The following is a 25756-nucleotide window of genomic DNA, read 5'->3' on the forward strand; positions in this document are numbered from 1 at the left end:
TTTTTAATAAACAAATACTTAACTCACTTTTTTTTAGTTTATTTCGAAAAGCTTTTTTTATCTACGATTATAGTGGGAATTACTATATTTGTGGATTAATTTTAAAACATATAGAAATATGATTAATGAAGTTATAAAAAAGAATGGTATTACTTATGGTGTAATGATTGGAATTGCATCTGCATTATTCACTGCAACTATCTATGCTGTTGATTTAAATTTATTCACTGCATGGTGGATGGGTATAATAGGTATAGCAATAAGTATTACGATAAGTATTATTTTGCTTTCTAAAACTAAGAAAGAATTAAAAGGTGTTTTTCCGTTTAAAGATGCTTTTACCACTTATTTTATAGCTGCCGTGATTGGCGTTGTGATTTCTACAACTTTTAACATTCTTTTATTTAACGTTATTGATCCAGGTGCAAAAGACACTTTAAACGAAATAATGATCAAATATACTGCAAACATGATGCAGAAATTTGGAGCTCCGGCTTCGTCTATCAATGAAGCAATTGAAAAAATGAAAGCAAGCAGTCCATACTCGACTTTCGAATTATTAAAAGGATCTGCTTTTGCAATAGTAATCAGTGCCATTTTTGGATTAATTTTCGCAGCATTTTTCAAAAGCAAAACTACTCAAGAATAAAAAATATAAATGAATTTATCTATACTTATACCGCTTCTAAACGAGGAGGAATCGCTTAAAGAACTCTATTCGTGGATTATTAAAGTGATGCAATCTAACAATTACTCTTATGAAATCATTTTTGTAGATGATGGAAGTACAGATGATTCTTGGAATATTATTGAAAGCTTTTCAAATGAAAATCCTAATGTAAAAGGAATTCGTTTCATGAAAAACTTCGGAAAATCTCAGGCGCTGCATGCTGGTTTTGCAAAAGCTCAGGGTGATGTCATCATTACAATGGATGCTGATTTGCAAGACAGTCCCGATGAAATTCCAGGTTTATACGAAATGATCACAGCTCAGAAATACGATTTGGTTTCTGGTTGGAAAAAGAAACGCTATGACTCAGTTGTAGCAAAAAATCTGCCTTCAAAATTATTTAACTGGGCGGCCAGAAAAACTTCGGGCGTTGAATTAAATGATTTTAACTGCGGATTAAAAGCATACAAAAATACTGTTGTTAAGAATATCGAAGTATCTGGCGAAATGCACCGATACATTCCGGTTTTGGCAAAAAATGCAGGTTTCAATAAAATTGGCGAAAAAGTAGTAATTCACCAAGCTAGAAAATATGGTGAAACTAAATTTGGAATGGAACGTTTTATAAACGGTTTTCTGGATTTGATTACGATTTGGTTTTTGTCAAGATTCGGAAAAAGACCAATGCACTTATTTGGAGCGATTGGCTCTTTGATGTTTATTATTGGATTTTTATCTGCGGGATACATTGGAGTTTCGAAACTGTACCATATGTATACCGGAATGAAATATAGCTTAGTTACAAACAATCCTTGGTTTTACATTGCCTTGACCACGATGATTTTGGGAACTCAATTATTCCTGGCAGGATTCTTAGGCGAAATTATCTTAAGAACCAAAAGTAACGAAGCACGTTATAAAGTAGCCCGAGAAGTTAATTTTTAACGTAAAAGCCCTAGCCCTGATTGGAACGGCATCCTTTTGTGTTGGGGTTCAACACAAAAGATATAGTGGACAGCAGGAATCAGCTCCTGAAAAAACTTATCTTTAAATTAAAATTTACATAAAAAATATTGACATGAATATAGCACCTAATATATTAAGCGCAGTAAATGAATGGTTAACACCAACATTTGACAAGGAAACGCAAGCAGCAGTTAAGGAATTAATGACAACTTCTCCAAAAGAACTTGAGGAAAGTTTTTATAAAAATCTGGAATTTGGAACTGGCGGAATGCGCGGTGTAATGGGAGTTGGAGACAACAGAATCAATAAATATACACTTGGAAAAAACACTCAGGGATTATCTGATTATTTACATGAAGTTTTCCCAAATGAACCTTTAAAAGTGGTTATTGCTTATGACTGCCGTCATAATAGCAACACTTTAGCAAAAGTGGTTGCTGATGTTTTCTCTGCAAACGGAATTCAGGTTTATCTATTCTCAGACCTAAGACCAACTCCAGAATTATCTTTTGCACTTAAATATTTAGGATGTCAATGCGGAATTGTTTTGACTGCTTCTCACAATCCACCAGAATATAACGGTTACAAAGTATACTGGCAAGATGGCGGGCAAATTGTTCCTCCGCAAGACAAAGCCATTATCAATGTAATTGAAAATTTAGGCTACGACAAAATTAAATTTGACGCAAACGAAAGCTTGATTAAATATATAGACACTGATATTGACAAAGCTTTTGTAAAATCGTCTATCGAAAATGCAAGTTTTAATACTCCAGCTGAAGCCAAAGACAACTTACAAATTGTGTTCACTTCATTGCACGGAACTTCTATAAAATCGGTCCCTGACACTTTATCACAGGCAGGTTACAAAAATGTTCACATTGTTCCGGAACAAGCAATTCCTGATGGGGATTTTCCAACAGTAAAATCTCCAAATCCTGAAGAACCTGAAGCTTTAACAATGGCTTTAGCTTTGGCAGACAAAACAAATTCTGATATTGTTGTTGGAACAGATCCAGATTGTGACCGTTTAGGTGTTGCTGTTCGCAATAACGACGGTAAAATGATTTTATTGAACGGAAATCAAACGATGATTTTGATGACTTCTTTCTTATTGAAACAATGGAAAAAAGCTGGAAAAATCAACGGAAAACAATTCGTAGGCTCTACAATTGTTTCAACTCCAATGATGATGGAATTAGCAACAAGCTATGGTGTTGAATGCAAAGTTGGATTGACTGGTTTTAAATGGATTGCAAAAATGATCAAAGATTTTCCAGAGCTTCAATTTATTGGAGGTGGTGAAGAAAGCTTTGGTTTCATGGTTGGTGACGCTGTTAGAGATAAAGATGCCGTTGCTGCAACCCTATTAATATGTGAAGTTGCCGCACAGGCGAAAGCTGCAGGATCTTCTGTTTACAAAGAACTTTTACAACTTTATGTTGAAAATGGTTTTTACAAAGAATATTTGGTTTCTTTAACTAAAAAAGGAATGGAAGGTTTAGAAGAAATCAACCAAATGATGATCAATTTACGTCAGAATCCTTTGAAAGAAATCAACGGACAAAGAGTGATTATGGTTGAAGATTACGATTCATCAATTGCTTTAAATTTATTAACCGGCGAAGAATCTACAATGGATATTCCAAAATCAAATGTATTGATTTATTACACAGAAGACGGATCTAAAATTTGCGCAAGACCAAGTGGAACTGAGCCAAAAATCAAATTCTATATCAGCGTAAATGCAGAAATCGAATCGGTTTCTGATTTTGAGGAAGCCGAAAAATTCTTAGACGAGAAAATACAGAATATCATTGCTGACATGCAATTGAAATAATTAAAATACAAACACATTTTTTAAAAACCCGATAACTTTTAAGCTATCGGGTTTTAATGGTAAAAAACACCTAAATGAGTAATTTCAAAAAAATAATTCCTTTTATATATCCGTACAAAAAATACGCATTCTTAAATATCTTTTTCAATATTTTGTATGCGCTTTTTAGCACGCTTTCATTTGTTGCTCTAATTCCGATGCTTCAGGTTTTATTTGACAAAACAAAAGAGATTAAAACAGAACCCGTATATCATGGCATTTTAAAACTCCAAAAATATGGAGAAGATTATTTAAGCTATTATATCACTACATCAAAAGGAAACCATGACCCTGGTTTTATTTTATTTGTAATGGTTGCCATAATTATTTCGATCTTTTTATTAAAAAACCTATCCGATTATCTGGCAATGTTTTTTATTAACTTTTTAAGAAATGGTGTTTTAAGAGATATGCGAAATGCATTATACAAAAAAACACTAGAATTGCCTTTGGCCTTTTATTCTGAAAAAAGAAAAGGAGATGTTATCTCAAGAATATCTGCCGATGTGAACGAGGTACAAAACTCATTTTTAGCTATACTGGAACTTATCGTAAAAGAACCTCTTACGATAATTTTCACTATAATTATGATGCTGATTTTAAGCGCAAAACTAACCATATTTGTTTTTATTTTCATTCCGATTTCAGGATATATCATTTCGTTAATTGGAAAACAGCTTAAAAAACAATCTTCAAAAGCACAACAGGAACAAGGTGCTTTTTTATCTACTATTGAAGAAACTATTGGTGGTTTGAAAGTAGTAAAAGGATATAATTCTGAAAACTATTTCAATACTGTTTTTCAGAACTCTACTCAACGTTTCTTTAATTTATCAAACAGCATTGGGAACCGTCAAAACTTAGCTTCACCTGCAAGTGAGTTTATGGGAATTACTGTAATTGCCATTTTACTTTGGTATGGCGGTCAAAAGGGTTTAATCGATAAAAAATTAGAAGGGGCTACATTTATTGCCTACATGGGACTAGCCTATAACATTCTTACGCCAGCAAAAGCCATCTCTAAAGCTTCATACGGAGTAAAAAGAGGAAATGCTGCAGCTGAGCGTGTTCTTGAAATTTTAGAGCAAGAAAACACTATTGTTTCTAAAGAAAATGCCATTGAAAAAACAACTTTTGACAGCAACATCAACATTCAAAACATTAACTTTAAATATGAAAGTGAAACGGTTTTAAAAGACTTTTCTCTTCAAATTAAAAAAGGCCAAACTGTTGCACTTGTTGGTCAGTCTGGAAGCGGAAAAAGTACAATTGCCAACTTGCTAACTCGTTTTTATGATGTTAATGACGGAACGATTTCGATTGATGGAATTGATATTAAAGACATGAATCTACAATCGCTTCGTAGTTTGATGGGATTGGTTACTCAGGACAGTATTTTATTCAATGATACAATCAAAGCAAACATTTCATTAGGAAAACTTGATGCAACTGACGATGAAATTATAGAAGCATTAAAAATTGCCAACGCATATGAATTTGTAAAAGATCTTCCACAAGGAATTTATACTAATATTGGAGATAGTGGAAACAAACTTTCAGGCGGACAAAAACAGCGTTTATCGATAGCAAGAGCTGTTTTGAAAAACCCTCCGATTATGATTTTGGATGAAGCAACATCAGCATTGGATACTGAAAGCGAAAAATTCGTTCAGGTTGCTCTTGAAAATATGATGCAGAACAGAACTTCAATAGTAATTGCACACAGACTTTCAACTATTCAAAAAGCAGATGTCATTATTGTGATGCAAAAAGGAAGAATTGTAGAACAAGGAACGCATGAAGAATTAATTGCTCTTGACGGAACTTACAACAAACTGGTAACCATGCAATCTTTCGAGTCTTAAGATCAAGCTTAAAACCAGATTAATTTATTACAGATTAAAGAAATATTAAATCTATATTTAATTTCTTTAATCTGTTTTTATTTTTATAACTTTAGGTAGCTTTTGACTAATCCCCTAAAAATGTACCTTAATAACCCGAATATAAAACTGCCCGAAGATCCCGAAACTATAGTTTGGAAATATCTGGACTTATCTAAATTCTTGGATTTATTACTTTCGAAGAAATTATTTATGTCGCGTTCAGATAAATTTGAAGATCAATACGAGGGTACTTTTAGCGAACCTACTTACGAAGAAATCAAAAAACTGGCCGTTGATAACCCTGACTTTTTGAATTATTACAAAACACATCGTGAACAAGTTGCCATAAGCAGTTGGCATATCAATGAATATGAATCGTTTGCAATGTGGCAGATTTTCACTCAAAACAGTGAAGGTCTTGCTATTCAATCTACAATTGGAAGATTGCAAAAAGCTTTGAATCCTGAAAACAATTTTGATCAATATATAGGCGAAGTAAATTATATCGATTACAAAAAAGAATATATTCCGTTTGATGATTTGTTCTTTCCGTTTTTATTTAAAAGAAAAAGCTTTCAATATGAACGCGAAGTCCGCATTATTACCGATACTTCAAAAAGCACAATAAAATTAAATGATGGTTTAAAAATCAATGTCGATATCAATCAACTGATTGAGAAAATTTACATTCATCCAAAATCTGAAAACTGGTATAAAAAATTGGTAATCGAATTGGTTGAACGTCTGGATTTTGGTTTTGAAATTGAAAAATCAGATTTAGAAAGTGATATTTTAATCTAAGACTCTAAGACTCTAAGATTCTAAGGTTCTAAGTTTTTTCCACAGATTGCGCAGATTAAAAGGATTTTATTACAATGTCATTATAAAGAAAGCCTGTTAAAAAAAAAATTTAACAGGCTTTCTTTATGTCGAAGATTAAAAACCTTAGAAGCTTAGCATCTTAGAATCTTATCAACTTTAAATAGGTTTATAAGCCTTAACTTCCCATTTTTTAGAAGCTAAATCAATATAATTATAATGAAGAACATCGTTTTTATCGAATTGACCATTTTGGTTGGTATCTTCAATTGTTCTGAAGTAAATTCGATTTTTTGATTCGATTAAACTCCAGTCTACTAATTCCTGAAGATCTGGAGAAATTTTCGTGAAGTTTTCTCCACTAATATCACTCAAATACAACGTTTTAATATCTCCGGTATCAATTTTCCCATCTTTATTAGTATCCGAATCTGTTAAAGTATATACCATTACTTTATTTTGTGTTTTATCTGCAACCGTTTTTAAATAGGTTGCTGTTAAAATCAAAACTGGTTTATCCGATAAAGGTCGGATAGAATCTGAATCAACTTTCTGGAATTTTAAATTTTGCAAATAACCAGTGATTTCATATTCGCCCAAATTAGAAATCGTAAAACTAACATCATTTACACTTGAAGAACCATAGCGCGCTTTTGAACCTCTTTCATATACTCGCAGATCGCCAACTGGGTGAATTAAATAATTCGTTCCTTCCATCTGTATAGGAAGATCGGCAATCTCAATCTGCGTAGAATCTGTTTTGGCTACTACACTTGTTTTGTTTGAAGCATCATAAATTACTTTCGGCTTCTGCACTTCGTCCTTACAACTCACTGTAGTTCCGATAATTACTAAGGCGATATATTTTAGATAATTTTTCATTTACGGCAATTATATTAGAATATCAAATATACTATTTTTGATTGTAAATTTTGGTTTTATTCAATTTAACTAAAACGATGATATTTAAAATCACAAGTCCTAAATAACCTAAAGAAAGTGATCTCCATTTTTGTTTAAAAAAAGAAACTTGAAAATTACGTTCTTGTTCTTCTCTTTCATTTTTTCGCATCCAGAGTCTTTGTTGTGCCATAATAGCTCCGGTATCACAATTCATTCTATGATACTTAGTAGTGTCTTTAACTTTTTTAGAACTATTACTGCTTGCTAAAATATAAATATCATTATTATTTATAGTCCAAGTTGGAGCCTTCTCCTCATAAATAATATCTATAATTCTAATAAAAGTTTCATAATATGTTTTTGGTCCAAAATGTATTTTCACTCCATTTACAGTATCTTTATCAACTGCCAGCTTTCTAAGATAAAGCTTCACTTCATTTAATTTTGTATTTCCATCTAGATTACTTCCATCAAAACGAAACACTTTATAATTCCGTAAAGTAGCAACCTTATACTTTTCAAAATCATTTTTATTAGGCATTCCTAATCCTATAGCATTATAAACCCTAAAAGCATCAACTTTATAAAAATGATAAAAACAGAATAACGGAATAAAAACCAAGGAAATCATTCCCGGAACGTAAAAAATTCTTTTTCTTTTTTCACGTTTCTCGATCATAATCTTGCATTTAACTTAATGTTAAAAACTCTCGAAGTCATGTAATTTGGAATCGCATATTGGTTTTTAGAATATACATCGCGAACCCAAGTATTTGTAATTGCATTTTGATTATTGAAAAGATTAAAAATTTCCAATCCAACTGATAATTCTTTAAAATCCTTCAGCCATTTCGCTTTAGCAACTTTTGTACTGCTGTCCACAAAAACTTTAGCAAAGCCTACATCTGCCCTTCTGTAATCATTCAATCTGTTTTGATATAAATAAGGATCTGAATATGCCGGAGCACCGCCAGGTAAACCTGTGTTATAAACCAGATTTAGATACAATTTTACACTTGGAATATTGGGCATATAATCCTGAAACAACATGGCAAATTTTAAGCGCTGATCTGTTGGCCTGGCAATATATCCTTTGTTTTCGTAATTTTCTTCCGTTTTCATATATCCAAAACTCACCCACGATTCGGTTCCTGGAACAAATTCTCCGTTTAATCTGAAATCAAAACCTTGAGCGTAAGCTTTCGCATTATTATTGGCGATATATCGAATTCTAACATTATCAATCGAATACACATTTACATCTGAAAGTGATTTGTAATACACCTCCGTTACCCATTTAAAAGGTCGATTCCACATTTTAAAATTGTAATCATTTCCTAAAACGATATGTACTGATTCCTGCGCTTTGACATTCGGATTTACAACTCCGTCTAAATCGCGAAGTTCCCTATAAAATGGCGGTTGATGATACAATCCTCCAGAAATTCTGAAAACCATATCCATATCCCAATCGGGCTGAATAGCAAATTGCGCACGCGGACTCACAACAATTTGATTTTTCCCCTCAACCGATGCCCCTTGAACATTCCAACTTTGAAAACGTGCACCAAGATGATACCAAACCTGACTTGATCCAATTGCTGTTTTTTTATTAAATTGAGCATAACCCGCTAGCCTGTTTATAGTGTTAAAATTTGTTGCCCGAATATCTTGATATGGTAATAATGGACCAGTATAGGGTTGATACGGCTGATTGTTTTTTGGCAAAATTACCAAAGGTGGATTAATTGAAAATCCTGCAGAATCAATCACTTCCCACTCTACTACACGATCACGAATCGATTCTCTTGTGTATTTTAAACCAAATTCAAGCTGACTGTCATTCATCCACTCTTTAAATCCTTTAATTTCAGCATTTGCGATTAAAGCGTCAAGATCGTTTCTAGCATGATTTAACTGAGAACCTATGCCGCGCGTAAAATCGATATTTTCAATATTTCCTTCTTCATCGACATTTCCTAAACGATATTGTGCCAAAATATCAAAATGTTCCTGCTCTGTGGTATGAAAAAGTGAACCAATCAATTTAAAAGTTAAACTTGGCGAGGCTTTATAGGTTGTTTTAAAAGCACCAAAATAAGTCTCGTATTTATCTTTTTCCTGACCTTCATAATAAACCGTCAAAGCCATTGGCTGATCTATTGTTCCAAAGTTTGTCTGACGTGTTAATGGCTGGTAGGAATATTTGTTCTGCGAAATATTTCCAAGAAAACTCATTTGCCATTTTTCTGAAATATCATAATTAATATTCGTCTGAATGTCTGCAAAAACCGGAGTATAATTCGTTTCTGTATCTTGGCTATTTACCAAAAGACTATTGTTTCGATAACGAATTCCTGTGACCGCTGACCATTTTTTATTTTTAGAAACGAGATCAACAGCTGCGCTTCCACCTAAAAAACTAGCTTCAAAAGCTGCACCAAATTGAGTTGGTTTTCGGTACGTAATATCTAAAACAGAGGATAATTTATCTCCAAATTTTGCCTGAAATCCTCCAGCCGAAAAATCGACATTCTGAACCAGATCAATATTGGTAAAACTCAAACCTTCCTGTTGGCCTGAACGAATCAAAAACGGACGATAGACTTCGACTTCGTTTACATACACTAAATTTTCGTCATAGTTTCCGCCACGAACTGCATATTGTGTACTCAATTCATTATTCGAATTTACCCCGGGCAATGTTTTTAGAATATTTTCGATTCCGGCATTTGCACCTGGAATCTTTTTAATCGTTTCCGGCTCAACCGTTACAATTCCCTGAACGCGTTTTTTATTCTTAGAAGAAACAAAAACTTCCCCCATTTGTTCCGCAGAATTGTTCATCACCGGATTAAAAAGAAAAACCTCCCCAGGTTTTAAACTTACTGACAAACTCAGCATTTTTAAAGAAATATGAGTAAAAATCAGAGAAACTTTTTTGTTTGAAGGCAGTTCAATATCAAAAACACCATTCGAATCAGACTGAACGACATTTCCCAAACACGAAACATTCACGTCGGCAACCGGACGATTTTCAGTATCTAAAATAACACCTTTAACATGAGCGTTTTGAGCAAATGTCGCGTGGCCAAGGCATGCAAAAAAGAAAACAAGTATTAGCTTATAAGTATTCAAACGTTGTGATTTTATTTTTGTTGGCTTCTAAAAAAATGAGTTTCAAAAACAGCGACATTTCCAACATTATCAGTCACTTCGACTTTTAAATCATTTGCTCCTTCAGCCACTAATGTATCATCAAAAGTATGTGTAATTTTTCTGGTTTTATTATCATATTCAAATAAAATCCAATTTCCGTTTAAATAGCCATTATACGATTTAATTCCAGATGCAGCATCGCTAATTGTTAATTGAATTTTCTTTACATCACTAATCCATTTATCCTGAATTGATTTAGTGATCGCAATTTTCGGAGCAATTGTATCGAGAACTAACCCAAATTGCCCCAGCGTTTTTGATTTTGCTGTAAAAACATCTCCTTTTCTGGAAGTTGCATTATAACTTCCACTTCTTCCAATAAAAAGTTTATCACGCAAAGCTTCATCATATGAATCATCTTTAATAGTAACTGTAAAATTGGAATGTACCGGAATTACATCTTCGTGAACATAAATTTTATTGTTTTTTACATCAAAATTCAGATTGAAATCATCGTAAAAAGTTCCAGCCGGAAAAAATACCGACATATTATCTTTTTCAAAATTAGCATCTCTGTTTGCTTTGATAAAATAGGGCGAAGTTGCAGGTGTTTCAGCAACAACAGGAGTTGCAGTATCATATTCAACAGGAACATTAATCGTAGTCATATTTCCAAAAAAATCCGAAACTTCAATTCGATACATTGAAGCTAAATTCGGCTCGACCGGAATAATTCCACGTAACGAATCGGTTTTAATAATGCTTAAAGCAAAAGGCGTTTTCATAAAAAGCTTCTGCACGCGCTGACCTGATTTTTTATATTTCGGATAATCAATAAAAGCATTGATGTAACGCATTTCATCAAACGAATAAGTATTGAACTGATAATTATAATTTTGATTTCCGTTTAAAAAAGTTGAAACATTAAAAACGCCATTTTTATTTCCTGAAACATCATCAAAATCAACAGCTGTTATTCCGAAACCGATTTTCCCATTCGCTTTTACTTTTCCAGCCAAATAGGTACCATCTTTTTGAAGCGACAAATTCAGCATCAACGGCTGTTTCGACTGATTAGCCGCTGTGTTTTCCATTGGATAAACATAAAGATTCGAAACCGATGGCTTTTTGGTATCCATTAAATTTTTATCAAACCCAAAAAATATCGGATTAATTACAAATTCCGTTTTGGTATCCCGAATTTCAAAATGGAGATGCGGTCCTTCAGAAGATCCCGTGTTACCAGAAAGCGCAATTAACTGACCTTTAGTTACAGGCAATTCATCAGGCTTTGGGAACATTTCAATCTCAAAAGCTTTTTCTTTATAATGTGTTTTTTGAATATAGTCCTGAACAGGCCCAATTGCAGTCTGCAAATGTCCATAAACAGAAGTATAACCATTAGGATGCGTGATATAAATACATTTTCCGTTGCCAAAAGTAGAAATTTTGATTCTCGAAATATAACCATCAGCCACAGCATAAACATTCAATCCTTCTCTTTGATTTGTTTTCAAGTCAAAACCAGCATGAAAATGGTTTGGTCTCAACTCTCCAAAATTTCCGGAAAGCTGCATCGGAATATCAAGCGGGGCGCGAAAATAATCTGTAGGGTATTGAGTCTGAGCACAAATAAATTGGCAGAATAACAGGGTCAATATCGAAAATCTCATAAGCAACATTTTTGCTAAGATAAAAAAATAAGAACCGAAATCCGAGGATTTGGCTACAAAAATACAATTAACTGAATTTCATCACTTTGTCTATTTTAACTACAAAAAAATCGATAAAAAATTGCATTAATAAAAAGGAATACTAACTTTGTATGATTAAGTAATGAATAGGATTTATAATGAGTGTAATTGCCGAAATAATTGATACTCTTGAATATAAAGTCGAGAAGCTTTTTGAAAAATCAAAAGGTTTGGAGAAAAACAATCAGGATTTACAATTAGAATTAGCCAAAGCTGAGCAAATCATCCAGAAACAATCTGAAGAAATTGAAGCTTTGAAGAAGCAATATGAGACACTTAAAATAGCCAATTCGTTGCTCGGCAGCGACAATAACAAGAGAGAGACAAAGCTTAAAATAAATTCATTAATTCGCGAAATTGATTACTGTATAGCACAACTATCAGATTAGTAAAACATGGACGGAAAGCTTAGAATCAAAATATCAATTGCAGATCGTGTTTATCCATTAACGGTTGAGCCATCTCAGGAAGAAGGACTTAGAAGTGCTTCTAAAAAAATTGATGCGATGATAAAGCAGTTCGAAGAGAATTACGCAGTTCGCGACAAACAAGATGTATTAGCTATGTGTGCATTGCAATTTGCATCACAAGTTGAACAAAAACAAATTGATAACGCAATCGATGGAGAAGAAACCATCGAAAGAATTAAGAAATTAAATTCGCTATTAGATCAATATCTCGAAAAATAAACGTTCTTTACAGAAACTAAGATACTGCCTACATTAGTTCACAATTGGTAAACTCAACACTAACAATTTAGAATGAGCAAATCGTCGCTACTATAGTACGCCCTCCTTTTGGCTGGGAAACTTGAACAGTGAGTTAGCTCAAAACTTGTCTTTACGAGTTTATACAAGCAATTAATGTAGGCTTTTTTTATATATAAACCCTAACAAACATGGACATCATAACGATCATTATTGGTATTGTAGGAATTGCAGCAGGTTTTGCAATTGCTAAAATCATCGAAAAAAGTAATATTTCTAATCTAATCAAAAACGCTAAAAAAGAGGCAGCTTCCATTTTAAAAGATGCTAATTTAGAAGCTGAAAATATTAAAAAAGATAAAATCCTTCAGGCAAAAGAACGTTTTATCGAATTAAAATCTGAGCACGAACAAGTTATTTTAGCAAGAGACAAAAAAGTTGCTGAAGTAGAAAAACGCGTGCGCGATAAAGAATCTCAGGTTTCAAATGAACTTTCGAAAGCTAAAAAAGTAAACGACGATTTTGAAGCTAAAACTCAGGAATACATTAATAAAATTGAGATCCTAGACAAAAAACAAGCTGAAGTCGACAAATTACACAAAAGTCAATTACAGCAGCTTGAAGTAATTTCAGGATTATCTGCCGAAGAAGCAAAAGAGCAATTAGTTGAAGGCTTAAAAGCTGAAGCTAAGAGCAAAGCTATGTCGCATATTCAGGATACTATTGAAGAAGCTAAACTTACTGCACAACAGGAAGCTAAAAAAATCATTATCAATACTATTCAAAGAGTTGGAACTGAAGAGGCGGTTGAAAACTGTGTTTCTGTTTTCAACATTGAATCTGATGATGTAAAAGGTAGAATTATTGGTCGTGAAGGACGTAACATTAGAGCTTTAGAATCTGCAACAGGTGTAGAAATTATTGTTGATGATACTCCGGAAGCTATTATCCTTTCTTGTTTTGATCCAGTTCGTAGAGAAATTGCTCGTTTGTCATTGCACAAATTAGTAACTGACGGACGTATTCACCCAGCAAGAATCGAAGAAGTTGTTGCCAAAACAGCAAAACAAATCGACGACGAAATTATTGAAGTTGGTAAACGTACTGTAATCGACTTAGGAATTCACGGATTACACCCTGAATTGATTAAAGTTGTGGGAAGAATGAAATACCGTTCTTCTTATGGACAAAACTTATTACAGCACTCTAGAGAAGTTTCTAAACTTTGCGGTATCATGGCTGCCGAATTAGGCTTAAATGTAAAACTGGCAAAAAGAGCTGGTTTGCTTCATGATATTGGTAAAGTTCCAGATACAGAAAGTGATTTACCTCACGCACTTTTAGGAATGCAATGGGCTGAAAAATATGGTGAAAAAGAAGAGGTTTGCAACGCAATTGGAGCACACCACGACGAGATCGAAATGAAATCATTATTATCTCCAATTATTCAGGTTTGTGATGCTATTTCAGGAGCAAGACCAGGTGCAAGACGCCAGGTTCTTGATTCATACATTCAGCGTTTGAAAGACCTTGAAGAAGTGGCTTACGGATTTAGTGGAGTTAAAAATGCTTATGCAATTCAGGCAGGTAGAGAACTTCGTGTAATTGTAGAAAGCGAAAAAGTTTCGGATGACAATGCAGCAAATTTATCATTTGAGATTTCACAAAAAATACAAACTGAAATGACTTATCCAGGTCAGGTGAAAGTAACCGTAATTAGAGAAACAAGAGCAGTTAACATTGCGAAATAATTCTCTTTTAAACATAAATAAAAAAGGCTATCTAAACAGATAGCCTTTTTTATTTTATAATTATTTGAAAAAATAAAATTACAGATCGCCAAATATAATTTTAAAACTTGTCCCAACTCCTACTTCACTTTCAACACAAATACTCCCTTTCATCGCTTCGATTTGATTTCGAGTGATATAAAGGCCAATTCCACGCGCATCTTCGTGTTTATGGAATGTCTTATACATTCCGAATAAAAGATCGCCATGAATAGCCAAATCGATTCCTAAACCATTATCTGTAATCTTCAACGATTTATAACCATCAGGCTCAATCGCAAAATCAAAAACAATTAAAGGGTCACGATCAGGATGCGCATATTTAATTGCATTTGTTGTAAAATTCAGCAAAACACTTTCAAGATACGCCGGATTAAAATTAATTGTCAAATAATTGGGCACATTGTTTACTATCGTAACATTTTTTCGCTTATCATAACCATTTATGGCTGCAATTGTTTTTTCAATATATTCACAAAGTTTCAAGGGAACAACTGCAATATTGATATTGCTTTGGGTTTTTACAATTTGGGTTAAATTTGAAATTGTGTCATTCAAATCATTCGAAACGGTTCTTAAATGAACGAGCATTTCACTTATGGTTTGTTTATCAACATCGGCATCTATAAAGTCCAAAATTGATTTTATATTCCCTGCCTGAGTATTTAGATTGTGTGAAACAATATGCGAGAAATTTAGCAACCGGCTATTTTGATCACTGTATAGCTTCATTGTTTTTAAAAGCTCCAGCTCTTTTTCTTTTTGCTGAGAAACATCCGTATGTGTTCCGATTACTCGCAAAGGCTTGCCATTTTCATCGCGTTTTATCACTTTTCCGCGATCGAGAATCCATTTATAATTCCCGCTTGAAGTCATTACACGATGGTAATTTTCGTAATATGGAATTTTGTTATCAAAATGCTCATGAATGTCTGAATAATATTTTGGAAGATCGTCAGGATGAACAATTTTATCCCAGCGTTCCGGATCATCAAAAACATCTGTCGATTCTACTTCTAAAATTTTAAGCGAAAGCGAAGAATAAAAAACCCGATTGGTCACCATATCCCAATCCCAAATTCCAACTGTAGAAGCGTCTAAGGCAAATTGAAAACGTTCTTCGGATATTCGAAGCCTTTCTTCTTTATCTTTTAAATCTGTAATATCAGAAACATGACCAAAAAAACTCACGTTTCCATCTGGAGATAATTCCGTTTTTGAAGCTACTTTAAACCAGCGAAGTCCTTTTTTGGGCAAAACTGCTCTAAACTCAACTTCCCAAGGTTTAATTTCTTTTCGCGCTTTAACTAAAGACTGAAAAAACAAATCCCGATCCTGCTGAAAAATTCTATCGTAGACAATAAACTTAATATCGTTTGTAAATTCTTTTGCAGAAATCTCAAAAATATCATCAGCCGATTTGCTGACAAGGGGAAAAGAATAGTTGTTATTGTTATCGATTACAAATTGAAAAAGCAAATCAGGCATTTCAGCCAACAATTTTTTGTAAAAATTATTTACTTCCAGACAATCTTCATTTCCATACAAATCAAAAACCATATAATAACATTTATGCAAAATTGGGTCGTTTTTACCTCTTAAATCATTAAACGTGCAGTTCGTCGATTTTATTTACTTTTAGTAGAAATTATCATACAATATATTAATTTTTGAAATAAAAATTAGCTTTAAAGCAAAAAAAATCACTTTCTTGGATGAAAAGTATGCATTACTTCCTTTAAAAAACTTCGATCCAAATGCACATAAATTTCGGTTGTTGTAATCGACTCGTGCCCGAGCATTAATTGAATTGATCGTAAGTCGGCGCCATTTTCTAAAAGATGTGTGGCAAAGGAATGACGCAATGTATGCGGACTAATATTTTTATGCAAACCAACTCTCACAGCCAAATCTTTTATAATGGTAAAGATCATTGCACGAGTAAGCTGATTTCCTCGTCGGTTCAAAAACAATGTATCTTCAAATCCTTTTTTGATAATCAGATTAGGGCGCACTTCATCTTTATAAATCTCAATATATTTTTTGGTTAACTTCCCAATCGGCACAAAACGTTCTTTATTTCCTTTTCCTGTTATTTTTATAAATCCTTCATCAAAATATAAATCCGATATTTTTAATGTGGTTAATTCTGAAACACGAAGACCGCAGCCATATAACGTTTCAAGTATAGCCCGGTTTCGTTCTCCTTCATTCGAACTTAGATCAATTGCTGCAATTAAAGCGTCTATTTCTTCAACAGATAAAGTATCAGGTAATTTTCTCCCAGTTTTTGGACTCTCGATTAATTCCAGCGGATTATCATTTCTATAATCTTCAAAAATCAAATAATTAAAAAAGCTCTTCAATCCAGAAATTATTCTGGCCTGTGAGCGCGGATTTACTTCTTTCGCAACCGAATAAATAAACTGCTGTAAAGTTTCATCTGAAATTTTTACTGGCGAAATCTCAATTTTATTTTGTTCTAAAAAAAGGCATAACCGCTCAATATCAAACCCATAGTTTTCGATTGTGTTTTTAGACAAGCCTCTTTCGATTCGCAAATACGATTGATAATCTTTTATATATCGGTCCCAATTCATAATTACAAAGTAAATACTTTTTAGAAATAAAAAAACCTTCCTGAAGTTAAGAGGAAGGTTTTAAAAATATAATTCTTTTCAAAATTAGAATTTGTATCCTACAGATAATGAGAAAACACCGTTATGAAGTTTTGAATCATCACCATCTTGCGTTTTTGCAATATTTGCTAATCCAAGATTGTATCTAATATCTGCCGAAAAATGATCTGTAAAATCATAACCCGCTCCAAGGTTTAAACCAAAGTCAAGTGACTCAAAAAAATCTTTAGCATCCATCTCGCTTGAACCATTAAAACCATCAACTTTTGCTTTCATTTTAGCCGAAGTTAAAAACCCAATTTGAGGACCAGCCTGAATATTAAATTGTTCTGCAACATAATATTTAAACATCACAGGAATGTTAATGTATGAAAGATTAAAATTCACATCTGTAGTATAAGTTCCACTAGGAAGCTCAACTTCTTGATTTTTTACTTTTGCTCCTTGCGTTGAATAGAGAATCTCTGGCTGGATAGCAAACTTATCAGAAAGCTTTATTTCTGCAAATCCTCCAACATTAAACCCTGCTTTAGATTTAAAATTAAGACCTTCTGTATCACCTGAAATATTCGAAAGATTGAAACCTCCTTTTAATCCAAATTTAACATCTTGTGCATTTGCAAAACCAAATGCCATAACTGCAACTGCAGATAAAATAAGTTTTTTCATTTTTTTGATTTCTTTGTTTTTTGATTATTTTTTTTCAAAAAAAAGCCTTCCGTTATTTAAACGAAAGGCCATTTTTTTCTTTTATTTTATTAGAATTTATATCCTACAGATACAGAGAAAACACCGTTGTTAGTTTTGAAATCTGCTTCGTCTGGAACATCAGCAATATTTGACAAACCTACATTGTAACGTACTCCAGCAAAAAAGTGTTCTGTAAAGTCGTAACCTGCTCCGAAATTAACTCCAAAATCTACGCTTTTAAAAGAATCTTTAACATCTTCATCTTCACTTTTTGCAGATAATAAAAATCCTACTTGAGGTCCAGCTTCAATGCTTAATTTTTCGATTACGTAATATTTTGCCATAACTGGAACATTCAAATAAGAAAGTTTCAACGTAGAGTCAAAACCATCCTCACTAAAATCTGCTCCTTGCCCAGAAAACAAAACCTCTGGCTGCACTGCAAATTTGTCACTTAGTTTAATTTCAGCTAAAGCGCCAACGTGAAAGCTTGTTACACCGTCGCCATCTAAATCACCGCCAAGACTAGCAAAGTTCAAACCTCCTTTTACTCCAAATTTAACATCTTGAGCATTTGCAAAACCAAATGCCATAACTGCAACTGCAGATAAAATAATTTTTTTCATTCTAATTTATTTTGGTTAAAATTAATGGGCCAAATATAGAAGCACCATAACGAAAAACCTTACGGAAAAGCGTAAAAGCAAAATTTCTTTATGATTTTTTAAAAATTTGATTACAATTCGAGCCTCATTTTACTCCAAATTTAACTTCCTAAGCATTCATAAATACAAATGCTACAGCTACATAAGCATATAAAAAACATCTTTTTTTATTCTTATGACTTTTTTCTTTGATTAAATTAATTAACAATAAATAATATAATACGAATAAAAAAAGCCTCCTGATTAGGAGGCTTTTTAAATATAATTAGAAAAATTATTTGAATTTATATGCTAAAGTCAATGCCAAAACACTGTTTTTTGGACTGTCATAGTACTCATCAATATCATCAACATCATAATCAGCAATGTTTGATAAACCAACTGTGTAACGAATTCCTGCTGAAAAATTATCAGTAAAGTTATAACCAAGTCCAAAGTTAAATCCTGTATCGACAGATTTAAAATTATCTTTTACATCCTCTCCTTCATTTTTGGCAGAAACCAAGAAACCAAGTTGTGGACCTGCTTCAGCTGTAAACTGTTTTGTAATATAAAATTTAGCCAAAACCGGAACATTGATATAGCCTAATTTGATATCAGAATCGCCACCAGCAAATTCAATTTTTGCACCTTGTGCTGAGTACAAAACCTCTGGCTGAATAGATAATCTGTCAATAATTTTAATCTCAGCAAAACCTCCAACCTGAAAGCCTACTAGAGATTTGGCATCCCAATAATCTCCGCCAGCAAAAGTTGTGATATTAAGACCTCCTTTTACTCCAAATTTAGTTTCCTGAGCATTACTAAATGCAAAAGCCATTAGTGCAATGGCAGATAAAATAAGTTTTTTCATTCTGATTTATTTTGGGTTAAAATTTAATGACACAAATATAAAAATTTACCTATTAAAAATAAAATAGGTTTTTAACAAATAAATTAGTACTCTTAATTAGAACCATAAAAAATTAAAAGACATCATATACGTGAGAATTTTGATAACTTTTAAAAACAGGATGTAAAAACAATAAAAGCCAAATAATGTAGTTTTGAATTGTAGATAACATAATAAATACCAATTTTTAAAAGACATTTTTATGAAAAAACTATTTTTAGCAGCTGTAATGTTATTAACAGCATCAACTGCAATACACGCACAATTATTAAAAATCGGGGTAAAAGCTGGGGTTAACTTTGCTAATCAGCATGGTGATGCTAGTTTTGATGGAATTTCTGTTGACAAAGAAGGCTTGACAAGCTATCATGCAGGTTTAGTAGCAGAATTAAAATTGTTAGAAAAATTTTCTATTCAGCCAGAGCTTTTGTATTCAACACAAGGAGCAACTTATAAAAATGCTGTTGATGAATTTAAAAATGAACTTGGGTATTTATCTATTCCAGTAATGGCTAAATTCTACATGACTAAATCTTTAAGTTTAGAAGTTGGTCCGCAAGCATCATTTTTATTGAGCAATAAAAAAGAATTTGATGTTCAGGATCCTAAAACTTTTGACTTTGCAGTTAACGCCGGACTTGGATTAAAAATCACTGAAGGCCTTTTTGTTCAGGCGCGTTATGGTTTAGGACTTACAGAAGTTTCTACTCACGCAGATCTTAAAAACTCAGTATTTCAGCTTTCTGCTGGATTCATGTTCTAAAAATATTTCACATACTTTTATAAAAACCGCTCTATTAATTAGTGCGGTTTTTTTATTTTTACAAAATTCAATCTCAATTGCAATATTAATATTCATTGGAAATAATTTTAAATATGAAAATCTGCATTATCAACGGACCCAATTTAAATCTTTTAGGAAAAAGAGAACCAGAAGTTTATGGAAGCCAAACTTTTGAAGATTATTTTGAAACGTTGAAAGAAAAATTTCCAAACGTTGAACTTTCTTATTATCAAAGCAATATTGAAGGCGAATTGATTGGCAAAATTCAGGAAGTTGGATTTTCATTTGATGGAATTATTCTGAACGCTGGCGCTTACACGCACACTTCTATAGGCTTGGGCGATGCGATGAAAGCGGTTACAACTCCTGTAATCGAAGTTCATATTTCGAATACTTATGCACGCGAAAGTTTCAGACATCAGTCGTATTTATCTGGAAATGCAAAAGGTGTTATTTTAGGATTCGGACTTAAAAGTTATGAATTAGCTATTCAATCTTTTTTGTAAAACATTTTTAACAAATTATTAATAAGCTCAGATTCAAGTTATTCTATTTTTGTAAGATAAACCACTTACATGAAAAACTTTATTTTATCTGCCTTCTTATTTTTTTCAGTTTCAAATTTTGCCCAAATCAAAGGAACTATTACCGATGAAAAAGGGAATCCGTTACCCTTTGTATCCGTTTTTGAAGAAAACACCTATACTGGAACAACTTCAAACGAACAAGGAAAATATCAGTTAAATGTAAAAGAGCCCGGTAAAAATAAAATCATTTTTCAGTATCTAGGCTTCAAAACTCAAAAACTGGCTGTCGCTTCAGATTCAAAAACGATCACTCTTGATGTAAAAATGCTTGAAGAAAGTTTTGCATTAAACGAAGTCATTATTGATCCAAAAAACAATCCTGCGGATGCAATCATAAAAAGTGCAATTGCAAACAAACAAGACAATTCCAGCAAAACAGGACGCTATACGGCCGATTTCTACTCAAAAGGGATGTTTAAAGTCAAAGATCTCCCAAAGAAAATTTTAGGCAAAAAAGTTGACCTTGGTGCTGATATGGCATCTAATTTAGATTCTACCGGAACCGGAATTTTATATTTATCTGAAACAGTTTCAAAAATTACTTTTGAAAAACCAGACAAATTAAAAGAGAAAATAATCGCTTCTAAAATCTCCGGAAACAACCGAGGATACAGTTATAATACTGCAGCGTTATCAACTTATGATTTTTATGATAACACTTTAGATTTCGATATCAAACTCATCTCTCCTATTGCTGATAATGCTTTCAGTTATTATAAATACAAACTTGAAGGAAGCTTTTATGATGACAATAAACATCAAATCTTTAAAATAAAAGTAATCCCAAAACGTGATAAAGAACCCGTTTTTGAAGGTTACATTTATATTGTAGATGACAGTTTTGCCATTTACGCTATTGATTTGGACATTAAAGGCTACCGAATGAAAAATGAATTTACTGAAATTATGAATTTAAAACAGAGTTTCAGTTATAATTTGACTAACAAAATATGGTCAAAAAACGCGCAATCACTTTCTTTTAATGCTGGTGTTTTCGGAATAAAATTCTCAGGAACATTTAATTATGTGTATTCTAATTATGAATTTCCAACTTCATTCGAAAAGAAAACTTTCGGTAATGAAATTGTAGCTTTTGAACCAAATGCAAATAAAAAAGATGATACTTTCTGGAATCAAATTCGTCCCATTCCTTTAACCATTGAAGAAAGTACAGATTACACTAAAAAAGACAGTTTACAAACTATCAGAAAATCCAAAAAATACACCGATTCTATTGATGCAAAAAACAACAAATTCAAAGTTTGGGATGTTTTAATGGGCTACGATTATAAAAACACTTTTAAAAGTTATTCTTTTGACTATAAGGGTTTATTAAATATAAGTTCATTAAGTTTTAATACTGTTCAGGGTTTCAATTTAGATTCTGGTTTTTCTTTCAGAAAATGGAACGAAGAAAAAGGAAAGAGCACATCAATAAGCACTACTTTCAATTATGGTTTTTCTGATGATCGTTTGCGTGTAACGGGAGACTTCAGTCACAGATTCAACAATATCAATTATGCCTACATTTCGGCTTCGGGAGGAACAAAAACCGCTCAGTTTAATGGAGCCGAGCCTATTACAAAATTTGTCAATTCGATAGCTTCTTTATTTTTTAAAGATAATTACATGAAGTTGTACAATTTGGAATTTGCTCAAATTAATTACGGCCAGGATGTCGCAAACGGAATCAATCTGAATGCGAAAATTGCCTATGAGCAGCGAAAACCGCTCTTCAATACCACTGATTATTCTTTCTTTAAGCAAGACGATATTTATTCATCTAATAATCCGTTGGCGCCAAATGATTTTACAACGTCAGCTTTTGACCCACATCATTTATTCAAAACTGCTTTGAGTGCCAGAATCAATTTTGGAAACAAATACATTTCAAGACCTGACGGAAGATTCAATGTTAGAAACGAAAAATACCCAACCGTTTATTTAATTTTTGAAAAAGCCTTTGCAGCAAGTGAGAAAAAGTATGAATTTGAAAGAATTGGAGCTTCTGTTCAATACGATTTATCACTTGGAAACAAGGGAATTCTCGGAACAAATTTCAGAGCCGGAAAATTCTATAATGCCGAAAATATCGCTTTTATGGATTATAGACATTTTAACGGAAATCAGACGCACATTGGCACAACAGATCGTTATTTGAATGTTTTCAATTTAATGCCATATTATTCAAACTCAACAAACGACGCTTATTTCGAAATGCATTTGGAGCATAATGACATGGGATTTGTCACCAATAAAATTCCGTTGATTAATCTTTTAAAATCGACAATGAATATTGGATTTCACACTTTAGCGATTCCGGACCGAAAACCATATTCTGAATTTACAGTTGGTTTAGACAATTTAGGTTTCGGAAAATTTAAATTATTCCGAGTTGATTATGTCCATTCTTTCCAAGGCAGCGCTCAGCAAAACGGAGTCGTGTTTGGATTGAAAATTTTAAATGTATTAGACTAAGGTGCTAAATTGCTAAGATACTAAGGTTCTAAGTTTCTGTTTCGCGAAGATTTAAACAGATTTAGCAGATTTAAATTTTTCTTTTTAATTACTTAATTAATCTTTGTCAAAGTAAAACTTTGACAAAGAAAAAAACTTAGAACCTCTAAGAATGATAATCATCCGGTTCAATATGTATCAAAACATTTCCTAACTGCGGAATCTGTTCTTTTAAAGTGTCTTGTAGTTTATGCGATAAATCATGTCCTTCTTTTACAGAAATACTTGCCGAAACTATTGCGTGAAGATCAACGTGATAACGCATTCCAGCTTTTCTAATAAAACATTTTTCTGTTCCCAAAATTCCAGGAACCTTCAAAGCAACGACGCGAATTTCTTCAACTAAATCGTCATTTAGATTTTCGTCCATAATTTCACCAAGTGCAGGTCTGAAAATTTTATAACTGTTGTATAAGATGAAAAATGCTGCAAAAAGCGCTGCCCAATCATCTGCCGATTCATAACCTTTTCCCATAATCAAGGCAAATGAAATCCCGATAAATGCTGCAACAGAAGTTATAGCATCACTTCGATGGTGCCATGCATCCGCTGCTAAAGAGGAACTATTGGTTTGTTTGCTTCGCTTCATTACGATACGAAACGAATATTCTTTCCAAATAATTATTGCTCCCAAAACATATAAAGTCCAAGATTTTGGCAAATCGTGAGAAGTGCCAATATTAGCAATACTTTCGTACCCAATAATAGTTGCTGAAGTAATTAAAAACCCGACAACTAAAAATGTTATCAGAGGTTCTGCACGGCCGTGTCCATAAGGATGATTTTCATCTGCCGGTTTATTAGAATATTTAATTCCAAACAAAACCAGGCAAGACGAAAATATGTCTGTAGTCGATTCGATTGCGTCTGCAATCAAGGCATATGAATTGCCAAAAAAACCTGCGAGACCTTTTATAAGGGCCAGGCAGGTATTTCCAGCTATACTAAAGATAGTAGCTTTTATAGCTTTTTGTTCGTTTGTCATTTAGACTATTTTTTTTTTAGCCACGAATTCACGAATTTTTTTTTACAATCTTTGAAAATTTAAATTCGTGAATTCGTGGCTAACTTTTTTTTACGCTCTCACAATTTTTGCTCCGATTGCTCTTAAACGCTCATCGATACGCTCATATCCACGGTCAATTTGCTCGATGTTTTGAATTGTACTTGTTCCTTTTGCAGAAAGAGCAGCAATCAATAATGAAATCCCTGCACGAATATCAGGAGAAGACATTGTTGTTGCTTTTAATTGAGATTCAAAATTATGCCCCATAACCACAGCTCTATGCGGATCACATAACATGATTTTTGCTCCCATATCAATTAATTTATCCACGAAGAACAAACGGCTTTCAAACATTTTTTGGTGAATTAAAACATCGCCTTTTGCTTGTGTTGCTACAACTAAAACAATGCTTAATAAGTCAGGTGTAAATCCTGGCCAAGGCGCATCGGCAATAGTTAAAATAGAACCGTCGATATCTGTTTTTACTTCATATCCATCTTTATGAGCCGGAATGTAAATATCGTCGTTACGTTTTTCGATTGTAATACCTAATTTTCTGAAAGTATTCGGAATCAAACCTAAGTTCTCCCAGCTTACATTTTTGATTGTGATTTCGCTTTTTGTCATAGCCGCAAGACCAATCCAAGAACCGATTTCGATCATATCAGGAAGAATTCTGTGCTCGCATCCTCCAAGGCTTTCAACACCTTCAATAGTCAATAAGTTTGAACCAACTCCAGTGATTTTTGCTCCCATAGAGTTCAACATTTTACACAATTGCTGTAAATATGGTTCGCAAGCAGCGTTGTAAACTGTAGTTTTACCTTTTGCTAAAACTGCAGCCATTACAATATTTGCAGTTCCGGTTACAGAAGCTTCGTCTAAAAGCATATCTGTTCCAGTTAATCCTTCTTCAGGAGATTCTACTCCGTAAAAGTGATCTTCTCTGTTGTATCTGAATTTTGCTCCAAGATTGATAAAACCTTCAAAGTGTGTATCTAATCTACGACGACCAATTTTATCTCCACCTGGTTTTGGAATATATCCTTTTCCGAAACGAGCCAAAAGCGGCCCAACAATCATAATAGAACCACGAAGCGCTCCACCTTCTTTTTTGAAAGCTTCAGTTTCTAAATATCCAACATTAACCTCATCTGCCTGAAATGTAATTGATCCCGGCTCATTGCGTTGAATTTTCACCCCTAAATTACCCAACAAAGTGATTAATTTATTGATGTCTATAATATCAGGAATGTTATTAATTTTTACTTTATCTCCTGTTAGAAGCACGGCACATAAAATTTGTAATGCCTCATTTTTTGCTCCTTGCGGAGTGATTTCTCCTTTTAAAGGAGTTCCTCCTTCGATTTTAAAAATTCCCATAGATTCTTTTTAGGTTCTTCAAAGTTTCTAAGTTTCTGAGATTCTAAGATTCTAAGTAAA

At 33.1% G+C, this 25756-nt stretch carries 22 protein-coding genes; 11 read left to right on the forward strand and 11 right to left on the reverse strand.

What is annotated here, in order from left to right:
• Positions 1 to 118: 118 nt before the first annotated feature.
• From GQ47_RS14220 to GQ47_RS14240, 5 genes are all read left to right on the forward strand, one after another.
• A complete protein-coding gene (locus tag GQ47_RS14220; protein WP_035649711.1) occupies positions 119 to 649 on the forward strand; it encodes a DUF4199 domain-containing protein in 531 nt (176 codons plus the stop codon).
• 9 nt (positions 650 to 658) lie between these two features.
• On the forward strand, positions 659 to 1615 hold the full coding sequence (locus GQ47_RS14225) for a glycosyltransferase family 2 protein (protein WP_035649713.1): 957 nt from the start codon (positions 659 to 661) through the stop codon (positions 1613 to 1615).
• Positions 1616 to 1748: 133 nt separating this feature from the next.
• Entirely contained in the window at positions 1749 to 3476 is a 1728-nt protein-coding gene (locus GQ47_RS14230; RefSeq protein ID WP_035649714.1) for a phospho-sugar mutase, read from the forward strand.
• Between the two features lie 74 nt (positions 3477 to 3550).
• Complete coding sequence (locus GQ47_RS14235; protein WP_035649716.1) at positions 3551 to 5380, forward strand: ABC transporter ATP-binding protein; 1830 nt, start codon at positions 3551 to 3553, stop codon at positions 5378 to 5380.
• Positions 5381 to 5500: 120 nt separating this feature from the next.
• Positions 5501 to 6202, forward strand: coding sequence for a DUF2971 domain-containing protein (locus GQ47_RS14240; protein WP_035649718.1), 702 nt, complete (start codon positions 5501 to 5503; stop codon positions 6200 to 6202).
• Positions 6203 to 6379: 177 nt separating this feature from the next.
• Here GQ47_RS14240 and GQ47_RS14245 read toward each other — a convergent pair whose 3' ends face one another.
• From GQ47_RS14245 to GQ47_RS14260, 4 genes are read right to left on the reverse strand one after another with little or no spacing between them, the layout of a single operon-like run.
• Positions 6380 to 7102 carry a CREC-EF hand family protein gene (locus tag GQ47_RS14245; protein WP_035649720.1) on the reverse strand — a complete coding sequence of 241 codons (723 nt, stop codon included), beginning with the start codon at positions 7100 to 7102 and terminating at the stop codon, positions 6380 to 6382.
• Between the two features lie 31 nt (positions 7103 to 7133).
• Positions 7134 to 7802: a hypothetical protein gene (locus GQ47_RS14250; RefSeq protein ID WP_035649722.1), complete on the reverse strand. Its 669-nt coding sequence runs from the start codon at positions 7800 to 7802 to the stop codon at positions 7134 to 7136.
• Positions 7799 to 10261 carry a TonB-dependent receptor plug domain-containing protein gene (locus GQ47_RS14255; RefSeq protein ID WP_035649723.1) on the reverse strand — a complete coding sequence of 821 codons (2463 nt, stop codon included), beginning with the start codon at positions 10259 to 10261 and terminating at the stop codon, positions 7799 to 7801. The genes GQ47_RS14250 and GQ47_RS14255 overlap by 4 nt, the downstream gene beginning before the upstream one ends.
• An 11-nt stretch (positions 10262 to 10272) precedes the next feature.
• Positions 10273 to 11955 carry a M23 family metallopeptidase gene (locus GQ47_RS14260; RefSeq protein ID WP_035649726.1) on the reverse strand — a complete coding sequence of 561 codons (1683 nt, stop codon included), beginning with the start codon at positions 11953 to 11955 and terminating at the stop codon, positions 10273 to 10275.
• A gap of 179 nt (positions 11956 to 12134) precedes the next feature.
• On the opposite strand from GQ47_RS14260, the gene GQ47_RS14265 reads away from it, so the two are divergent.
• The 3 genes from GQ47_RS14265 to rny all read left to right on the forward strand — a co-directional run bounded on the left by GQ47_RS14265 (position 12135) and on the right by rny (position 14494).
• Positions 12135 to 12425 (forward strand): hypothetical protein, encoded by a 291-nt coding sequence (locus GQ47_RS14265; RefSeq protein WP_035649727.1) that lies wholly within the window; start codon positions 12135 to 12137, stop codon positions 12423 to 12425.
• 6 nt (positions 12426 to 12431) lie between these two features.
• Positions 12432 to 12725 (forward strand): cell division protein ZapA, encoded by a 294-nt coding sequence (locus GQ47_RS14270; protein WP_026727597.1) that lies wholly within the window; start codon positions 12432 to 12434, stop codon positions 12723 to 12725.
• Between the two features lie 209 nt (positions 12726 to 12934).
• The gene (gene rny, locus GQ47_RS14275; RefSeq protein WP_035649730.1) at positions 12935 to 14494 is read left to right on the forward strand and encodes a ribonuclease Y; all 1560 of its coding nucleotides are present in this window, start codon (positions 12935 to 12937) and stop codon (positions 14492 to 14494) included.
• Positions 14495 to 14572: 78 nt separating this feature from the next.
• On the opposite strand, the gene GQ47_RS14280 is transcribed toward rny, so the two are convergent.
• From GQ47_RS14280 to GQ47_RS14300, 5 genes are all read right to left on the reverse strand, one after another.
• Positions 14573 to 16093, reverse strand: coding sequence for a PAS domain-containing sensor histidine kinase (locus GQ47_RS14280; RefSeq protein ID WP_035649732.1), 1521 nt, complete (start codon positions 16091 to 16093; stop codon positions 14573 to 14575).
• Positions 16094 to 16236: 143 nt separating this feature from the next.
• Positions 16237 to 17133 carry a site-specific tyrosine recombinase XerD gene (gene xerD, locus GQ47_RS14285; RefSeq protein ID WP_035649734.1) on the reverse strand — a complete coding sequence of 299 codons (897 nt, stop codon included), beginning with the start codon at positions 17131 to 17133 and terminating at the stop codon, positions 16237 to 16239.
• A gap of 84 nt (positions 17134 to 17217) precedes the next feature.
• Positions 17218 to 17841, reverse strand: coding sequence for a porin family protein (locus GQ47_RS14290; RefSeq protein ID WP_035649737.1), 624 nt, complete (start codon positions 17839 to 17841; stop codon positions 17218 to 17220).
• 89 nt (positions 17842 to 17930) lie between these two features.
• Entirely contained in the window at positions 17931 to 18488 is a 558-nt protein-coding gene (locus tag GQ47_RS14295) for a porin family protein (RefSeq protein WP_035649739.1), read from the reverse strand.
• Between the two features lie 313 nt (positions 18489 to 18801).
• Positions 18802 to 19380 carry a porin family protein gene (locus GQ47_RS14300; RefSeq protein WP_035649742.1) on the reverse strand — a complete coding sequence of 193 codons (579 nt, stop codon included), beginning with the start codon at positions 19378 to 19380 and terminating at the stop codon, positions 18802 to 18804.
• Positions 19381 to 19621: 241 nt separating this feature from the next.
• Between GQ47_RS14300 and GQ47_RS14305 the strand changes: the two genes are divergently transcribed.
• The 3 genes from GQ47_RS14305 to GQ47_RS14315 all read left to right on the forward strand — a co-directional run bounded on the left by GQ47_RS14305 (position 19622) and on the right by GQ47_RS14315 (position 23268).
• Positions 19622 to 20182, forward strand: a complete 561-nt coding sequence (locus tag GQ47_RS14305) for a porin family protein (RefSeq protein WP_035649744.1) — start codon at positions 19622 to 19624, stop codon at positions 20180 to 20182.
• Between the two features lie 113 nt (positions 20183 to 20295).
• Positions 20296 to 20709: a type II 3-dehydroquinate dehydratase gene (gene aroQ, locus GQ47_RS14310; protein ID WP_035649746.1), complete on the forward strand. Its 414-nt coding sequence runs from the start codon at positions 20296 to 20298 to the stop codon at positions 20707 to 20709.
• A gap of 69 nt (positions 20710 to 20778) precedes the next feature.
• On the forward strand, positions 20779 to 23268 hold the full coding sequence (locus GQ47_RS14315) for a DUF5686 and carboxypeptidase regulatory-like domain-containing protein (RefSeq protein ID WP_035649749.1): 2490 nt from the start codon (positions 20779 to 20781) through the stop codon (positions 23266 to 23268).
• Between the two features lie 145 nt (positions 23269 to 23413).
• On the opposite strand, the gene GQ47_RS14320 is transcribed toward GQ47_RS14315, so the two are convergent.
• A complete protein-coding gene (locus tag GQ47_RS14320; protein WP_035649752.1) occupies positions 23414 to 24292 on the reverse strand; it encodes a cation diffusion facilitator family transporter in 879 nt (292 codons plus the stop codon).
• Between the two features lie 90 nt (positions 24293 to 24382).
• The gene (gene murA, locus GQ47_RS14325) at positions 24383 to 25696 is read right to left on the reverse strand and encodes a UDP-N-acetylglucosamine 1-carboxyvinyltransferase (protein ID WP_035649754.1); all 1314 of its coding nucleotides are present in this window, start codon (positions 25694 to 25696) and stop codon (positions 24383 to 24385) included.
• Positions 25697 to 25756 lie beyond the last annotated feature (60 nt).

The organism is Flavobacterium sp. ASV13, assembly GCF_000745775.1.
In the GTDB taxonomy this organism is placed as follows: domain Bacteria; phylum Bacteroidota; class Bacteroidia; order Flavobacteriales; family Flavobacteriaceae; genus Flavobacterium.

Excerpts from the sequence above, each read along its gene's own strand:
- GQ47_RS14220 (WP_035649711.1), top strand. The coding sequence starts at position 119 with ATGATTAATGAAGTTATAAAAAAGAATGGTATTACTTATGGTGTAATG.
- GQ47_RS14225 (WP_035649713.1), top strand. The coding sequence starts at position 659 with ATGAATTTATCTATACTTATACCGCTTCTAAACGAGGAGGAATCGCTT.
- GQ47_RS14230 (WP_035649714.1), top strand. The coding sequence starts at position 1,749 with ATGAATATAGCACCTAATATATTAAGCGCAGTAAATGAATGGTTAACA.
- GQ47_RS14235 (WP_035649716.1), top strand. The coding sequence starts at position 3,551 with ATGAGTAATTTCAAAAAAATAATTCCTTTTATATATCCGTACAAAAAA.
- GQ47_RS14240 (WP_035649718.1), top strand. The coding sequence starts at position 5,501 with ATGTACCTTAATAACCCGAATATAAAACTGCCCGAAGATCCCGAAACT.
- GQ47_RS14245 (WP_035649720.1), bottom strand. The coding sequence starts at position 7,102 with ATGAAAAATTATCTAAAATATATCGCCTTAGTAATTATCGGAACTACA.
- GQ47_RS14250 (WP_035649722.1), bottom strand. The coding sequence starts at position 7,802 with ATGATCGAGAAACGTGAAAAAAGAAAAAGAATTTTTTACGTTCCGGGA.
- GQ47_RS14260 (WP_035649726.1), bottom strand. The coding sequence starts at position 11,955 with ATGAGATTTTCGATATTGACCCTGTTATTCTGCCAATTTATTTGTGCT.
- GQ47_RS14265 (WP_035649727.1), top strand. The coding sequence starts at position 12,135 with ATGAGTGTAATTGCCGAAATAATTGATACTCTTGAATATAAAGTCGAG.
- GQ47_RS14270 (WP_026727597.1), top strand. The coding sequence starts at position 12,432 with ATGGACGGAAAGCTTAGAATCAAAATATCAATTGCAGATCGTGTTTAT.
- rny (WP_035649730.1), top strand. The coding sequence starts at position 12,935 with ATGGACATCATAACGATCATTATTGGTATTGTAGGAATTGCAGCAGGT.
- GQ47_RS14280 (WP_035649732.1), bottom strand. The coding sequence starts at position 16,093 with ATGGTTTTTGATTTGTATGGAAATGAAGATTGTCTGGAAGTAAATAAT.
- xerD (WP_035649734.1), bottom strand. The coding sequence starts at position 17,133 with ATGAATTGGGACCGATATATAAAAGATTATCAATCGTATTTGCGAATC.
- GQ47_RS14290 (WP_035649737.1), bottom strand. The coding sequence starts at position 17,841 with ATGAAAAAACTTATTTTATCTGCAGTTGCAGTTATGGCATTTGGTTTT.
- GQ47_RS14295 (WP_035649739.1), bottom strand. The coding sequence starts at position 18,488 with ATGAAAAAAATTATTTTATCTGCAGTTGCAGTTATGGCATTTGGTTTT.
- GQ47_RS14300 (WP_035649742.1), bottom strand. The coding sequence starts at position 19,380 with ATGAAAAAACTTATTTTATCTGCCATTGCACTAATGGCTTTTGCATTT.
- GQ47_RS14305 (WP_035649744.1), top strand. The coding sequence starts at position 19,622 with ATGAAAAAACTATTTTTAGCAGCTGTAATGTTATTAACAGCATCAACT.
- aroQ (WP_035649746.1), top strand. The coding sequence starts at position 20,296 with ATGAAAATCTGCATTATCAACGGACCCAATTTAAATCTTTTAGGAAAA.
- GQ47_RS14315 (WP_035649749.1), top strand. The coding sequence starts at position 20,779 with ATGAAAAACTTTATTTTATCTGCCTTCTTATTTTTTTCAGTTTCAAAT.
- GQ47_RS14320 (WP_035649752.1), bottom strand. The coding sequence starts at position 24,292 with ATGACAAACGAACAAAAAGCTATAAAAGCTACTATCTTTAGTATAGCT.
- murA (WP_035649754.1), bottom strand. The coding sequence starts at position 25,696 with ATGGGAATTTTTAAAATCGAAGGAGGAACTCCTTTAAAAGGAGAAATC.